Source organism: Streptomyces sp. NPDC015171, assembly GCF_043079545.1.
Lineage (GTDB): Bacteria > Actinomycetota > Actinomycetes > Streptomycetales > Streptomycetaceae > Streptomyces.
Map to the genome: position 1 here is coordinate 133,741 of NZ_JBIBUO010000015.1, position 15,464 is coordinate 149,204.

Here is a 15,464-nt window from a genome sequence, read left to right on the forward strand (position 1 = left end):
TGCGGCCGGGGCTGGGGCGGCGTCGTGGATCTGGCGGTTCAGCCGGCGGCGGTGCCCGTGTCCTCGGGGCCGCGTGGCGCGATGTGGTAGTCGAAGGCGAGGGTCCCGGGGTCCAGCGCGGTCGTGCCGCCGTCGACGGTGAGCACCGCTCCGTTGACGTACGAGGCCGCCGGGGACAGCAGCCAGCTGATCGCCTCCGCGACCTCGCGCGGCTCACCCGCGCGGCCTTGGGGCAGCAGCCGGGTCGCCTCCTCGTAGCCGGCCTCCTTGTCGCCGCCGGGCAGACCGGCCTCCGCGGCGAAGCGCGCCATGCGCCGGTCGGCCATCTCGGTGCGCACCCAGCCGGGGCACACGGTGTTGGCGCGCACGCCCTGCCGCCCGTAGTCGACGGCGACGGAGCGGCACAGCTGGAGCAGGGCCGCCTTGGACGTGGCGTAGGGGGCGTTGCTCGTGCCGTTGCGCAGGGCGGACACCGAGGCGACGGCGACCACCGAGCCCCGGGACTCCAGCAGGTGCGGGATCGCGGCGCGCAGCAGGAGCAGCGGTCCGGTCAGGTTGACGCGCATCACGTCGTCCCAGTCCTGCAGCGACATGTCGCCGACGGCTCCGCCGCGTCCGATGCCGGCGTTCAGCACCAGGCCGTCGAGCCGGCCGTGCGCGGACAGGGCCGCCTGGACCAGAGCCTCGGCCGCGTCGGGGTCCCCGACGTCGGACGGGTACGCCAGCGCTCCCGTCTCCCGCGCGAGACGTTCCAGGGGTTCGGGCCGCCGCCCCGAGACGACCACCTGGTGGCCCGACTCGCTCAGCAGCCGGGCCGTGGCCTGGCCGATGCCCGAGCCTCCGCCGGTCACGACGACAACGCGCTTGTCCTCCACTGCGGTTCAGGCCCCTTCACCATGGTCATCAAGGTCGCAAACGCATCCGAGCTTAGGTCCCGCCGCGCCGTCGGTGACGACTTCCGGCCAGCGCGGGCGGGGCCCCTCGCGGTGCCGGGCCGTCAACCCCCTTACCTCACTTCTTACTTCACACCTTGACGGAAGTGGTCTGTACCTCTAGTTTCACCGGGCGTCCCCACCCCCCCGCGAAAGGCCGCCCCCACCATGCCAAGAGCCAGATCCCTCTCCGTCCCCACCGCGCTCGCGGTCACCGCGCTGTCCCTGGCCACCGGTCTGCTCGCCGCCTCCCCCGCCCAGGCCGCCACCGGCACCATCACCGGCCTCGCCGGCAAGTGTCTGGATGTCGCGGGCGCGAGTTCCGCCGACGGCACGGCCGTACAGCTCTACGACTGCAACGGCACCGGCGCCCAGCAGTGGACCGTCGGCAGCGACGGCACCGTGCGCGCCCTCGGCAAGTGCCTCGATGTCACCGGCAGCTCCACCGCCGACGGCGCCAAGCTGCAGCTGTGGTCCTGCTCGGGCGGCGCCAACCAGAAATGGACCGTCACCGCCGCCCACGACATCGTCAACCCGGCGGCGAACAAGTGCCTTGACGCCACCGGGAACTCCTCCGCCAACGGCACCCGCGCCCAGATCTGGAGCTGCACCGGAGCGGCCAACCAGAAGTGGAACGCGCCCGCCGCCGACGGCGGCACGACCCCGTCCGCACCGATGGCGGTGGCGCCGTACCTGTACAACGGCTGGGGCAGCCCGCCCAGCCCGAGCACCATCACCCAGGCCACCGGCGTGAAGTGGTTCACCCTCGCCTTCGTGCTGAGCAACGGCTACTGCAACCCGCAGTGGGACGGCAGCCGTCCGCTGACCGGCGGAGTGGACCAGCAGACCGTCACCACCGTGCGGGCCAACGGCGGTGACGTCATCCCGTCGTTCGGCGGCTACAGCGGCAACAAGCTGGAGAGCTCCTGCTCCAGCGCCGGCGAGCTGGCCGCCGCCTACCAGAAGGTCGTCAACGCCTACGGCCTGAAGGCGATCGACATCGACCTGGAGGCCGACGCCTACAGCAACGGGGCCGTCCAGCAGCGGACCGTGGACGCGCTGAAGACCGTGAAGGCCAACAACCCCGGTCTGAAGGTGTACATCACCATCGGCACCGGGCAGAGCGGCCCCGACACCAGCCTCATCAACCGGGCCGCCGCCTCCGGGCTGACCGTCGACGCCTGGGCCATCATGCCGTTCGACTTCGGCGGCGCGGGCCAGAACATGGGCAATCTGACGGTGCAGGCGGCCGAGGGGCTGAAGAACGCGCTGAAGAACGCCTACCACTACACCGACGACCAGGCCTACCGGGACATGGGCATCTCGTCGATGAACGGCATCACCGACCAGAACGAGACGGTCACGGTGGCCGACTTCCGCACCATCCTCGCCTACGCCCAGCAGCACCACCTGGCGCGGCTGACCTTCTGGTCGGCCAACCGGGACCGCCCGTGCACCGGCGGCCCCGCCGACAGCTGCTCCGGCGTCGGCCAGTCCGCCTGGGACTACACCCGGGTCTTCGCCGGCTACACCGGCTGACCCGGGCCGCTGGACCGCGCCGGGCCGGCCCAGCGGCCCGGCGCTTCCAGCCGCGCTCGCGCCCGTACGCGGCGAGCAGGAGCAGCCGGATCTCGCTGACGGCGGGGAAGCAGGCGCCCGCGTGCCGCAGCCGCTCGAACGGCACCTCGCCCGCAGACCGGCCCCCTGGGCGGCCCCCAGCCCACCCCCCCCATACGGCGCACCAGGACTCGCCGCAAGCGCTGCCCGGAGCCCGCGCACCCGCGCCGACCCGTACGCTGGTGACAGGGCGCGCGCCGTCACCGACTCGGCCGCGCGGCACCTCCGGCCCCGTGTGACGGGCCCCGGAAGCGGCCATGGGCACGCCGGGATCGCCGGACGGGCCGGGCGCTTCGAAAGCACGTACCTGATGGAGGAAGACCCTCATGGCTTCTGTCGATCCGGCCGGACGGGTGGCCCTGGTGACCGGCGCGACCAGTGGTATCGGTGCCGCCACCGCCGCACTGCTCGCGGAGCGCGGCGCGCATGTACTGGTCGCGGGGCGCGATGCCGCGCGCGGCGAGGGTGTCGTCGCCGGCATCCGGGCGCACGGCGGCAGGGCGGACTTCCTCGCCGCCGACCTCCGCACCGCTGACTCGGTGCGGCAGCTGGCCCGGGAGGCCCTCGCGCTGGGCGGCGGCCGGGTGGACATCCTCGTCAACAACGCGGGCATCTACCCGTTCGGCCCGACGGAGCAGGTCCCGCAGAGCGATGTGGACGCCGTCTACGACGTGAATGTGAAGGCCCCGTTCCACCTGGTCGCGGCGCTGGCTCCGGGGATGGCCGAACGCGGTCGCGGGGCGATCGTGAACGTCACCACCCAGGCCGCGTACTACGGCATCGCCGGGATGGCCCTGTACGGGTCGAGCAAGGCGGCGCTCGACCAGCTCACCCGGTCCTGGGCCGCCGAGTACGGGCCGCGCGGGGTCCGCGTCAACACCGTCTCCCCCGGTCCGACCCGCACCCAGGGCACCGCCGTCATGGGTGACGCCCTGGACGAGCTGGCCGCCCAGGCACCGGCCGGCCGGGCCGCCGAACCGGAGGAGATCGCCGCGGCCATCGCCTTCCTGGCCGGCGACGCGGCGAGCTTCGTGCACGGCGCGCGGCTGTCCGTCGACGGCGGCCGTACCGCCGTCTGACCCGCCCCCGTGCGCCACCGGGCTACTCGGTGAAGACCTCGCAGGTCGGGGTCAGCGTGTCCCGGCCGTACTCCGGGTCCGCCGTGCCGGACCGGACGGTGCCGCCCGCCGCCAGCACCCTGCCGTCGGCCAGCAGCGTGGCCGAGCAGTAGTAGCGGCCCGTGCGCAGGCCGCCCGCGCGGAGCCAGACCCGGGACCTCGGGTCGTACAGCGCCGTCTGGGCGTAACCGGCGTCATAGGTCGCCGAGTTCGCGCCGCCCAGCACCAGCACCCGGCCGGACGGCAGCAGCAGGGCCCGGTGGAAGTTCCGGCCCACCGGCATGTTCCCGGCCTGCGTCCAGGTGCCGGAGGCCGGGTTGTACAGCTCGCTGCGCCACTGGCTCTGCGGGTTGTAGACCCGGGCCCTGCGCACGCCGAGGCCGGCTCCCCCGGTCACCAGCACGCTGCCGTCGGTCAGCAGCGTGGCCTGGTGGCCGCTGCGCGGCAGCCGCAGGCTTCCGGTGGGCGACCAGGTACGGGTCACCGGGTCGTACAGCTCGCAGAACGACAGGCCGGCCGGCGTCGGCCCGGCCGCCCCGGCGTTGCCGCCGGCGACGAGCACCCGGCCGTCGGGCAGCCGTACGGCCCGGTGATCGAGGCGGGCGTCGGTCATCGGCTCGGCCGGGGTCCACCGGCCGGTGTCCGGATGGAACAGCTCGGCCGACCGCAGGGGCCTGACCACCCCGCGGCTCTGCTCGCCCTCGCCGCCGGCCACGAGGACCGTGCCGTCCGGGAGCGGCGTCGCGGTGTGCGTGCCGCGGCCGGTGCGCAGCCTCCCGGGGACGGTGGTCCAGGCCCGGGCCCCGGGGTCGTAGATCTCGGCGGTGTCGAGATAGGTGAAGGGCAGCCGGTCGGTCTGCGTCACGCCGCCCACCGCGAGGACGTGCCCGTTCTCCAGCCGGGTCAGGGTGTGCAGGAACCGGGGCCCGGCCAGGCTCCCGGTCGGCTCCCAGGTGCCGGACCGGGGCCGGAAGAGCAGGCACTCGGCGGTCGCCGTGCCGCGGATGACGGCACCGCCCGCCGCCAGTACCGTGCCGTCGTCCAGGAGGACCGCGGTCTCCTCCGCCGACGGCCACTGCCGTGCGGTGGGCAGGTCGCCGGCGGGCGTCCAGGCACCGGTGGCCGGGCCGGCCGCGGCGGCGGGGCGACCGCCCCCGATCAGGGCGCTGGAACGTGTCATGGCGGGTGCTCCGATTCCATGGGTCCGGGGGGCGCGGCGCGTCCCGGCGGGCGGTCAGAGGGTGAAGAGTTCGGTCGCGCCGGTCGCCACGTCCGAGCCGTCCGGGGTCGCGGCCCCGGAGCGCACCAGACCGCCGGCGGCGAGGACCCGGCCGTCCTTGAGTTCGGCGGCGGCCAGGGCCCAGCGGCCGGTCACCATGCCCCCCGTCGGTGTCCAGGTGTTCGCGCCGGGGTCGTAGACCACCGCGTTCTGGTAGCCGGTGTCGAAGGTGGCGTCGTCGGTGCCGCCGATCACCAGCACCTTGCCGGAGCGCAGTGCCACCGCCCGGTGGTGGCTGCGGCCCGCCGGCATCGGTTCCGCCTCGCTCCAGCGGCCGCCGGCGGGGGCGGCGTTCGACGGGGTGTAGCGCTCGGTGACCCACTGGCTGTACCCGTTGTAGGTCCAGTCGTCCTGCATGCCGGTGCTGTCGCCGCCGGTGACCAGGACCGAGCCGTCGGCGAGCCGGGTGGCCTGGTGCCCCTTGCGGGGGATGCGCAGGCTGCCGGTGGGGATCCAGGTCCCGGCCGGGCCGAGCGCCGGGTCGTACACCTCGCAGTAGCCCAGGGCTGCGTACGCCCCGCGGCCGACGACGACCATGCCGCCGACGGCGAGGACCCGGTTCTGGCCGAGGGGGACCAGCGGGTGGCCGCTGCGGGCGTCGTGCATGGCCGCGACCTGCGTCCACTCCTCGGTGCCTGGGTCGTAGATCTCGGCGGAGGACAGGGCCGTGTCCGTCACGCTGTCCCGGGGCGCGAGGCCGCCGGTCACCAGGACCCGCCCGTCGCCGAGGAGGATCGCGGCGTGCGCGAACCGGGCCTCGTGCAGGGCGCCGGTGACCTTCCACGTCTCGCTGACGGGGTCGTAGATCTCGACGGAGGAGACGGGGGCGAGGGGCAGGCTGAACGGGCCGGTGAGGCCGCCCGCCACCATGACCTGGCCGTTGCCCAGCAGGGTCGTGCTGTGCAGGCGCCGGGGCACGTTCAGCGAGCCGGTCGGCGCCCAGGTGCCCGCGGCCGGGTCGAAGAGCAGCGCGTCCTTGAGGGCGTTTCGGGCCGCGTCCTCGCCGCCCGCGATCAGCGCCTTGTCGGCGTACGGGTCGCCGAGCACCACGGCCGAGGGCGAGGTCGGGGCGAAGTAGGCGGGCGCCGGCAGATCGCCCTCGGCCGCCTTCCAGCTGCCGGTCACGGCCGCCGCGGCCTCGGCGGCGCCGGGGGTGCCCGGCCCGGCGGTGACGGGGTTGATTCGTGGCATCGCTTTCCTCTGCGGGTCGGGGCGGCGGGTTCGGGGTCCTCCGGGCTGCCGTCACGGGGTCACGGTGTACTCCCAGACGAGCAGCAGATCGACGACGGCGTCCGGGTTCAGCCGGCCGTCCCGGACGAGGATCTCGGGCAGCTGCCCGACGTCCGCGCGGGACAGCGACACGGTCCACGGCTGCTCGGTGCCGCCGAGCGGCTCGTCCACGCCGGTGAACGTGCCGAGCGGCTGGCCCCGCAGGGTGCTGTCGGCGGCCAGCAGCGCCGTGCCGTGGTCCCCGTCGGGCCCGGTCAGGGTGGCGTGCACCCCGGGGGTGCCCGCGTAGGCGGCCAGATAGCCGAGGTCGCCCGCGGGCGGCAGGTCGCGGGAGAGGACGAGGACGGCGGCGGGTCGGGCGATCCGCACCGGGAAGCCGGCGAACACGTACGGGAAGCGGTGTGCGGCCAGGGAGAACACCACCGCCTGGTCCTCGGTCCCGGCGGGCGCCAGGAAACGGTGCCACTGGTCGGTGAACTCCCTGCGGGCGCTGAACACCCGGTGAAGACCACGGCCGCCGCCCGCGTGCACCCACTCCTTCAGGGCCGTGCCGAGTTCGCCGGTCGCCTGCCGGGCGAGTTCCTCGCCGCCGTCCCGGGCGGTGTACCGCACCTGCAGGACCACATCGCTGATCGACTCGTAGTCGAACTGGCGGAAGACCGGGGGCAGGGACAGCTGCCACTCGCTGATCACCCCGGCGCCCTCGAACGGCAGGAACCGCTCGTCCCGCAGGCTGGTCTCGAACAGACCGGTGTCGTCCTGTCCGGTGCTGGTGACCACGGTCTGGACGGGACCGGTGTAGTCGCGGAACCGGCTGTCCGCCTTGCCGCGCGCGTACTTCGCCCCGGCGGGCACCCCGGGGTCCACGCGCACGCTGCTGCCCAGCAGCCGGGCGGTGAGGTTGACCGAGGAGTACGGTCCCGCCACGCACGGCACGGTGAGCGCGACGCTTCTGATCCGCCGGAAGTAGTGCCCCGGAGCGTCCAGGTCGAAGAGCGCCTCCGGGAGCGAGACGAAGCAGCTGCCGCCCTCCTTGAGCCGCAGCAGCGCGACCGGGTCCAGCTGGGCGAGCGAGATCCGCTTGGTCAGTTCGAGTTCGCGGGCGTTGTTCTCCAGATAGGCCGCGTCCATGCGGTGCAGGTCGGCGGAGAGCCGCTCCCCCGCCAGCAGCCCCCGGTGCAGGCTGTCCCAGTAGCCGAAGTTGACGAACGAGGAGGCGCTGACGCCGAGTTCGTGGCGGTAGGACTGCTCGGCGCGCTTGGCCGCGTCGTAGGCGAGCTGGTACGTCTGGAAGTAGGTCGTGGCCAGCTGCCCGGCCGTCCAGTCGTAGAGTTCCGCGCTGCTGAACTTCTCCCGCATGAACCGGTCGGCCTCCTGGGCGTCGGCGCGCTGGAGGTCGTGGTTGTCCAGTTCCTTCGCGGCGACGGCCTGCCGGATCCGGGCGGCGGCGGTCTGCTTGTCGATCTGGTCGCGTTCCAGGCGTGCCTGGCCGGCCTGGAAGGCCCATTCCTTCGCGCGCCGCTGGTAGCCGGCGAGGACGAGCTGCTGTCCGCCCTCGGCGTTCTTGCGCGAGGCGTCGGCGGAGACCGACTCCGCCATCGCCCGCAGCATGGCCATGAGCTGGCTGCCGCCCCAGGTCGCGCCCAGGGTGGTGGGCGGGCCGACCTTGACGTCGGCGATGTACCCGACCGCGTTGGCGGCCATGCTGAGGTCCCGGGCCAGGTCCTGGTCGCCCAGCGCGGAGGTGTGCAGCACGGTCTGCGCCCGCTCGTAGGTGTTCAGGGGCTCCCGTCCCAGCTCGGTGTAGTAGCGGTCCTTGTCCTCGGCGATCGCCCTGGCCCGGTCGAGCGCGGCGACCGTCTCGTCGGCCTCCTTCACCTGCTGGAGGCGCACCTGACGTGCCGCGTCCAGTACCGCCAGCTCGTGCCCCGACCGCAGCCGGGCCAGCGCCTCCGTGTCGCGCTTCTCCAGCGCGCCGAGCAGCGCGGAGCCGAACGCCCGCACCTCGGCGGCGAGTTCCCTGGCCTTGGCCGCCATCGGCTGGTAGCGGTAGTGCGGCAGCGGGGCGCTGATGTCGTCCAGTACGGTGCCCGGATCGACCCCGGCGGCCGTGGCGGCCACCAGCAGGGCGGGGTCGACGGGCGCACCGAACAGCGCGGTCGTGCGCCGCACTCCCTCGATGTCCTGGCAGTGCCGGATCTTGGACAGCCGGTCCTCCACGACGTCCCAGTAGCGGACCAGCCTGTCGTTGCGGGGAACGCAGAAGTACTGGAGCCAGCGCAGGTTGACGCCGGGCCGGACGGTGGGGGCGGCGGCTCCGCGCGGGGCGGCGACCAGGTTCTCCGCGGCGACGACCGGGTCCGCGGCCGTCGGTGTCTCCAGCAGCTGCCGGTAGCTCCGCGGGGCGGGGGCGGCCCGGTCGGTGATCTCCTCCGGCCGCCTGCCCAGCAGTTCGTGGGCGAGGACGTAGAGCTGGGTGGCCTGGTTGACGGACTCCAGGGTGTCCTGCCGGAACAGCTGGTCGCCCCAGGCGATGAGGTTGTCCAGGTACTTCATGACGACGGCCTTCTGGTAGGCCGTGGTGCGCAGCCGGGCGACGGCGTCGGGCTCGAAGGGGTGGGCGAGCCAGTACGTCACCCGGTCCGCGGTCTCCTGGTCGCCCTCGGCGAGGGACTCCAGGATCCGCTCGATGCGCTGCAGGGGGTATTCGTCGTCGGTGGTCTGGAACAGCGGCTTGGTGATCCAGAACCGCTGCGGCCGGCTCCAGGCGTCCGTCTCCCGGTTGCCGGGGTCGAAGATGTAGTGGAACCAGCGCTGTGCCTCCTCGAAGCGCTGGTCGGCCGAGAGCCGGGTGGCGATCAGCAGCGGTACGTGGAAGAACAGCTCCCAGTTGTAGTCGCCGTAGGCGTCGGTGCGGGCGAACTCCACGGACTCGTCGGGGTAGGGGCCCGGGACGTTGCCCGGATGCGGGTCGTAGGTGCTCTCGAAGTCGAAGGAGGCGGGATAGACCTGCAGGCCCCTGCGGTAGAGGCCGTCCGGGCCGCCCTTGGCCAGTTCCGTCACCAGCAGGCGCGAGCGGGGGTGGTAGAACCGCCGCAGGTCCAGGGTGCCGGTCGCGGCCGCCGCCGGCGGGTCGGCCGCCGCGCCGGGTTCGCTGCCGGCCGAGGCCCCGCCGGGCAGGGCGAGTGCCGCCCCGGACGGCCGCGGGCCGCTCGGCAGGGCCCCGGCGGACGGCCGGCCCTCGATCAGGTAGCAGCGCAGGCCGTCGGAGAAGAAGACGGCGAACTGGTCCCAGCCCATGGGCACCTGGGTGGCGTACAGCAGCCGGTACGCCTGTGCCCCGGGGTGCCGGCGCAGCGTCTCGATGGAGTCCGTGAGGAATCCGGCCGGGTCGAAGACGTGGACCGGGCCCTCGGCCGCCGAGTCCAGTTCCTCGGCCTTCTCGTTGGCGCGCGAGTCCCGGGGCCGGTGGCTGTAGTAGATGGGGAAGACGCTGTCCTGGTAGCTCGCGATCCGCGGGCTCTTCAGCGGATCGATCATGGTGTCACCGAGCCCGGGACTGAAGCGGAAGTACCCCGACGTGGTGCCGAAGTCGGTGTCGCTCTCCCGGGTGACGGTCTCCATCACCCACCACAGGAGCAGGTCGTCACTGCCGGGATCGATCTGGGGCCGGAGGTTGAAGACGCGGTGGACGGGGAACTCGGCGACGAACTCCGGCCTCTCGTCGTAGGCGTCCTGGAGCACCTTGAGGTAGCCCTTGGTCGTCCGCTTGCCCTCCCAGCGCCCGTTGACCAGTCGGCTCCAGTTGAGCTGCACCTTCCAGTACTTCGCCGGCAGCTCCATCGCGGACTGGCCCTGCGGCATCGTGACCCGGCCCGGATCCGGCATGATCGTGTACGTCGGCCAGAACAGGTGCAGCCTGCCGTTCCACACCACCGGGACGAGTGTGTCGGACTCGATGTCCAGGTCGATCCGCTGCCAGGGCGTCCACTCCTTCTCCCTGGTCCGGGTGCGCAGGTGGTACTCGCGCGGGGCGGACACCGTGTGGGCGCAGACGTACACGGTCGAGCCGTCCGCGCCGGCGTCCGTGTACACCCCGCACGGCCGCATCCGGGACACCTTGTCCAGCCCGGCCACGAAGTCCTCCACGGCGGTGACCGCGTTGTCGGAGGTCAGCTCCTTCTGGAGGAGTGCGTTCTCCAGGCCGGTGAAGAGGTTGGACTTGGTGGCGCGCAGACCGGGCTCGAAGTAGTTCTCGGGGTACAGGAAGACCTTCTGGTTGGCCTCCCAGAGCCGGTACCGGCTCATCCACGACCAGTCCCGCCAGAGGTGTTCGTCGTACGGATTCGCCGGCGCGCTCTCCAGGTTGAGCCGGACGCGCTGGATGAACAGCTGGACGCCGAAGACGGCCTGGGCGATCCGGGTGGTGGGCCGGCAGGCGCCCATCTCCACGTCGAGCAGGAAGAAGTCGAACATCGTGTCCGGGTCGTGCCAGGCGGGCTCCCCCCGGACCTGGAAGGGGTGGGCCGTGAGGTGGGCGACGAGGGCGGCGCGGCGCCGTTCCCGCAGCCGGTCCTGCAGCGGGCCGCCGACCGCGGGCCAGTCGCGCAGCGGATGGCGGGCCTTCGCCGCCTGCCAGGCGGCCTGTGCCGCGTCGGCCGTCGGGGCCGCCGCCAGCCAGTCCGCCGCGCGCGCGGCCGACACGCCCGTGCGGTGCAGCACGCCCACCGCGCCGAGCAGGGCGCGCAGGGTGCCCTCGGTGCGGAACGCGGCCGGCCCGGTGAGGTCCAGCAGCCCGGTGCCGCACAGCGTCCGCAGGTCGGCGCGGTCCCAGCGGGTCTGCGCGGTGATCTCGTCGAGGACGGTGTCGAGGCTCGCGTCCGGGTCCCGGGCCGCGCCGAACACCGCGCGCAGGGTGCGGGCGGAGCCGGGCACGCCGTCGCGGAGCCGGGCCAGGTCGAGGAGGCGGACGAAGCGGGCGAAGAGCGGGGAGGCGCCGGGGAACGGCCTGAGCGGCAGCTGGTTGAGGTCGAGCCAGCCCCCGCCGGCCGCGAAGTCGAACACCCAGGGGACCTGTTCCGCGGTGATCCGCAGCCGGCGCAGTGCCAGCGCGACCCGGTGCAGCAGGGTCAGCGTGGTGAACTGCTCCGGGAAGCCGCCGCGGGTGATCACGACGGACGGATCGCTGCCGACGTACCGGGGAGCGAGGAAGTCCTGAAGGGCCAGCGGCTTGGACGGCGACCTGAGCCAGGCGCCCAGCAGTACGTCGGCGGTGGCCTGGTCGAGCCCGGCGGCGGTGCCGAGCTGCTGCTTCACGGTGGTCTCGCTGAGCGTGCGGCGCAGATAGGGGTTCAGTTCGGTCAGGACGCGGGCGAAGCGGGCGGCGGGCGGCACCGAGTCGGGGTCGAACATGGCCGCCGCGTCCTCGGCGTCGAGGAACGCGTTGTCCTGGGCCGGGGGCGCGTCCTGGGCCGTGCGCAGCAGGCCGACGGCGGCCGTGAAGTGCTCGTCGGACGAGGCGTGCGCCAGTGCGTCGAGCTGGTCGGCGGAGAGATAGGCACGGGAGCGCAGCGCCTTCGCGCTGACGTCGTAGAACACCTTGCCGGCCAGTCCCGGGGGGAGTTTCAGGTCGACGGGCTGGGTGTCGAGGGGCGCCGAGTACAGGGGCAGCCGCAGGGCCTTCATCCGGGTGGTGACATAGGTCCTGGGGGCCGCGTGGAGGGCGCGTACGGCGGCGGCGAAGGGGGCGTCGGGGTGGGCGGTGAGCCGGTCGTGCACGGACTTGCTCATGGGGCCGGTCATCAGCAGCCGGCCCGCTCCCGCCGGGGTGCCGTCGGGCGGTTCGAACTTCATGCCGGGCGGCAGTGCGGTCCCCGCGGGCAGGGCGGCGAGCGGGGCCGCGTAGACGACGGTGCCCAGCAGGGTGCTCAGCGCCTCGGCCACGAGGTCGGCGTCCCAGCCGAGCAGCGCGAGCCCCTTGCGGGTCAGGTCGCCCTTGTCGTCGGCCGTCCGCGCGGTCTGCTCGTAGACGGCCTGGAGGGCGGAGCGCAGCACGGTGAGGGTGGCGGCGAGCACGCTGTCGTCGGGCAGCGGCCCGTCGTGGGCCGGGACGGCCGAGGTGAGGATCGCGTCCGCCTCCGGCACGGTCAGCCCCCGGGCCCGCATCTCGTCCACGGCGTCCAGGAACCGCTCGGTGGCCGGGACGAGGACGTCGACGGGTGCGCCCTGGACGGCGGGGCCGTCCGGGTGTCCGGGCCTCGTCGGCGGGCTGCCGCCGAGGAGTTCGGGCGCCGGGCCGCCGTACGGCACGGGTGCGGCGGCCGGGTGCCGCATGGGGCGGCCGGAGTGCAGGTCGGGTTCGCCGCCGTCGTAGTCGTCGAAGCCGCCCGGGAAGGGGCCGCCGTCGCCGTACAGCTCGATCAGCCGGAGCAGTTCGGCGACGGTCAGGCCGAGCGCCCTGGCCAGGACGACCGTGCGGTACAGGGCGGTGAGGTTGGCGAGGTCGAGCAGCCGGTTGGGGGCCACCGAGCGGCGGCCGGTGAGGAGTTCGGCGAGTTCCTCGTCGGTCACCTCCAGCACGGCCAGCAGGGCGGCGGTGACGGCCGGGTCGAGCAGGCTGCCGGTCGTCCGCAGCTCGGTGCGGTCGGCGTTCAGTTCGAAGGGGCCGGTGCGGCCCGGCTCGACGGTGACGACGGAGGGGTCGGCGAAGAGCCGGTCGTACAGCGGGGGCCGGGCGGCGGTGTGGTAGCGGTGGGTGGGCAGCGGGCCGTAGAAGCAGAGCACCTGCTCCTCGGCGAGGTCCAGCCGGGCGGCGAGCCGCCGTACGCCGACGAGGGCGCGCAGGAAGGCGGCGTCCAGCCGGCCGGGCCGGGGGCCGGTGTACAGCATCTGGTCCAGGCCGGCGGCGGGGACGTCCAGGGCACGCCGCAGCCGGGCGAAGCGGTGCAGCCGGTCGAGGGCGTAGACGGTCAGGCCGTCCAGGGCCATGTGGGTGGTGTCGCACGGGCGGTGCGGGTCCGTGTCGACGACGGCGATCGCGCCGCCCGGGTTGACGAACCGGGTGTCCAGCACCTCGACCAGGTCGGCGTAGCGCAGCCCGGCCGCGTCCAGCAGCCTCCGTACGTTGCCGAGGTCCTCGACCAGGCTGTCCGGTGCGGTGTTCGCGGGCCGGCCGAAGAACTCCGGGAGGGCGCGGCCCGGGATCAGCGGTTCGCCGGCCACGATCGCGCCCGCGACCGGGGACAGGCCGAGCGTCTCGACGGCGACCCCGGTGTCCGCCGCCGAGCCGGGGGCCAGCGCGGCCATCAGCTCGGCCCGCGCCACGCCCAGGTGGTCGAGGCAGCAGCGGATCTGCTCGCCCCACAGGTCGAAGGGCAGGCTCCAGGGGTACACGGAGGTGCGCAGCCGGTCGTAGGCGGCGGGGTCGAGGTGCTGGGGCTGCACCCGCAGCTGGTCGGCGTCCCGGCCGGTCTGCCGGTCCTCGGCGCCGTACGCGGTGGTGCCGTGCGCGACGGCGGCCTCCAGCACCTCGCAGACCAGGTCGGTGTAGGGCAGCTCGGTGCCGGTGTTGTCGCAGGAGAGCTGGATGTCCCACAGGTCGGGGCGGCGGGCGCGCAGGGCCTCGGCGAGTTCGCCCTCGACGTAGGACAGGCGGCGCAGATACATCATCAGGTCGACGAAGTAGGCGCCGAGGCCGTGGACGGAGCGGCACTCGGAGCAGGCGCAGTAGTCGGCGGGGCCGAAGAGGTCCTCCCAGGTGGGCAGCTTCTCGGCGAGTGCCTCGGGGGCCGGCGGACGCGCCAGCCAGGGGGTGCGGAACTGGCCCGCCGTGCGCAGGTCGGCGATCAGGTTCACGGTGGCGGCGTGCACCTGTCCGGCGCGGGCGTGCAGAGCGGCGGCCCGTCCGGCGTCCAGGGTGCCGTCCAGGCGGGCGGCGAACTCGGCCGCGGGCAGCTCGGCGACGGCGGCGGCCGAGTCGAAGCCGGCCGCCCGCACGGCCTGTACGGCGTCGAAGCGGGGCGAGAGCTTCATCAGCCGCTGGATGCCGGCGAGTTCGGCGCGGGCCTCGGCGTCGGGCACGGTGCGGCTGTCGACCGGGGTGGCGACGAGGTCGAACGCGGGGTGCGCGGCGAGGAAGCGGGCGGCGGGTGCCCCGGGGTCGGCGGCGGCCAGCCCGTGGGCGACATGGGCGGTGGGGTGGGCCTCGGCGACCTGGGCGGCGATCAGCCGGGCGTAGTCCGCCGCCGGGTCCGGGCCGGCGCCGGGCAGGGCGGTGCAGTGGGCCGGCGGGCCGCCGGCGGCCTCGACGAGCCGGGCCCAGTCGGCGGTGTCCAGGCGGGCCAGGTCGCGGGGGTGGGCCAGGCCGCCGGAGTCGAAACGGGCCAGCAGCTCGCGCACCAGGGGGACGTTGTTGCCGGTCAGCGCGCCGAGCCGCAGGGTGAGCCGGAGCCGTGCGGCGTGCCGGGCGAGCGGCTCGTCGGCCGTGAGGCGGGCCCAGAAGCGCCGGGGGTCCGCGGTGTGGTCGAGCCAGAGGTGCCAGATCCGCGCGCGGTCCGCCGGGTCGGGGACGGCGAGCGCGAAGAGCGCGGTGACCGGCGAGGCGTCGGTGCCGGCGGCGGTCAGGGCGGCGACCTCCTGGGCGCGCAGGGCGCCGGCGAACGCGGCCGGGTCCTTTGGCGCGTCGATGGTCCCGGTGTCGGCGGCGGCGCGCAGCGCGGCGGCCAGGTCGCTCACCGGGCGGGCGGCGAGCGCCGGCAGGCCGGGGCCGAGGCCCTGCCGGAGCAGCCCGTAGAACGCCTCGGCGGACAGCCCGGTCGCCTCCGCGTGCCGGGCGGCGAGGGCGAGCCGGCCGCACTCCTGCGCCTCGCGCCCGGTCACCCGGGACAGCCGGCTGAAGTCCCGTCTCTCCTCGGTGAGTTCGGTGAGCCGGGCGCCGTCCAGGTGCGGGGTCACATCGGCGAGCAGCAGGGCGTAGGCGCTGCGGCCGTCGTGCGGGAGGGCGAGGTCGCAGCGGCCGTGCCCGCCGGGGCTCTCCAGGGTGTGCTCGGCGCTCGCGCCGCGCTCGGTGACGGCCTGGACGACGAGGTCCGGGGGCGGTGCGGACCGGCGGTACTCGACGCGGTACCGGCCTGCCGCGTCGGTGACCGTCTCGCCGAGCGGCTGCCGCGACCGCAGCAGCAGGGCGGCCACCACGACCCGGACACCGGCGGCGGCGGAACCGTCGTGCCGGGTGACCGTGCCGGAGACGGCGGCCCGGGCGGCCTCGGTGTGCGTGGCGGACATGCGGTT

6 protein-coding genes are annotated in these 15,464 nt (G+C 74.3%); 2 read left to right on the top strand and 4 right to left on the bottom strand.

Features of this window, described 5'->3' with window-relative positions; genetic code table 11:
• Positions 1-38: 38 nt before the first annotated feature.
• Positions 39-875, bottom strand: a complete 837-nt coding sequence (locus ACF073_RS32620; RefSeq protein WP_392075043.1) for an SDR family NAD(P)-dependent oxidoreductase — start codon at positions 873-875, stop codon at positions 39-41.
• A 225-nt stretch (positions 876-1,100) separates the two neighbouring features.
• Between ACF073_RS32620 and ACF073_RS32625 the strand changes: the two genes are divergently transcribed.
• Positions 1,101-2,471: a lectin gene (locus ACF073_RS32625; RefSeq protein ID WP_392075044.1), complete on the top strand. Its 1,371-nt coding sequence runs from the start codon at positions 1,101-1,103 to the stop codon at positions 2,469-2,471.
• Positions 2,472-2,875: 404 nt separating this feature from the next.
• On the top strand, positions 2,876-3,628 hold the full coding sequence (locus ACF073_RS32630; RefSeq protein WP_392075045.1) for an SDR family NAD(P)-dependent oxidoreductase: 753 nt from the start codon (positions 2,876-2,878) through the stop codon (positions 3,626-3,628).
• A 22-nt stretch (positions 3,629-3,650) separates the two neighbouring features.
• Here the strand turns inward: ACF073_RS32630 and ACF073_RS32635 are convergent, their stop codons facing one another.
• From ACF073_RS32635 to ACF073_RS32645, 3 genes are read right to left on the bottom strand one after another with little or no spacing between them, the layout of a single operon-like run.
• A complete protein-coding gene (locus ACF073_RS32635) occupies positions 3,651-4,847 on the bottom strand; it encodes a Kelch repeat-containing protein (protein ID WP_392075046.1) in 1,197 nt (398 codons plus the stop codon).
• Between the two features lie 54 nt (positions 4,848-4,901).
• Entirely contained in the window at positions 4,902-6,137 is a 1,236-nt protein-coding gene (locus tag ACF073_RS32640) for a Kelch repeat-containing protein (protein ID WP_392075047.1), read from the bottom strand.
• A 51-nt stretch (positions 6,138-6,188) separates the two neighbouring features.
• Positions 6,189-15,458, bottom strand: coding sequence for a neuraminidase-like domain-containing protein (locus ACF073_RS32645; RefSeq protein WP_392075048.1), 9,270 nt, complete (start codon positions 15,456-15,458; stop codon positions 6,189-6,191).
• Positions 15,459-15,464: the final 6 nt, after the last annotated feature.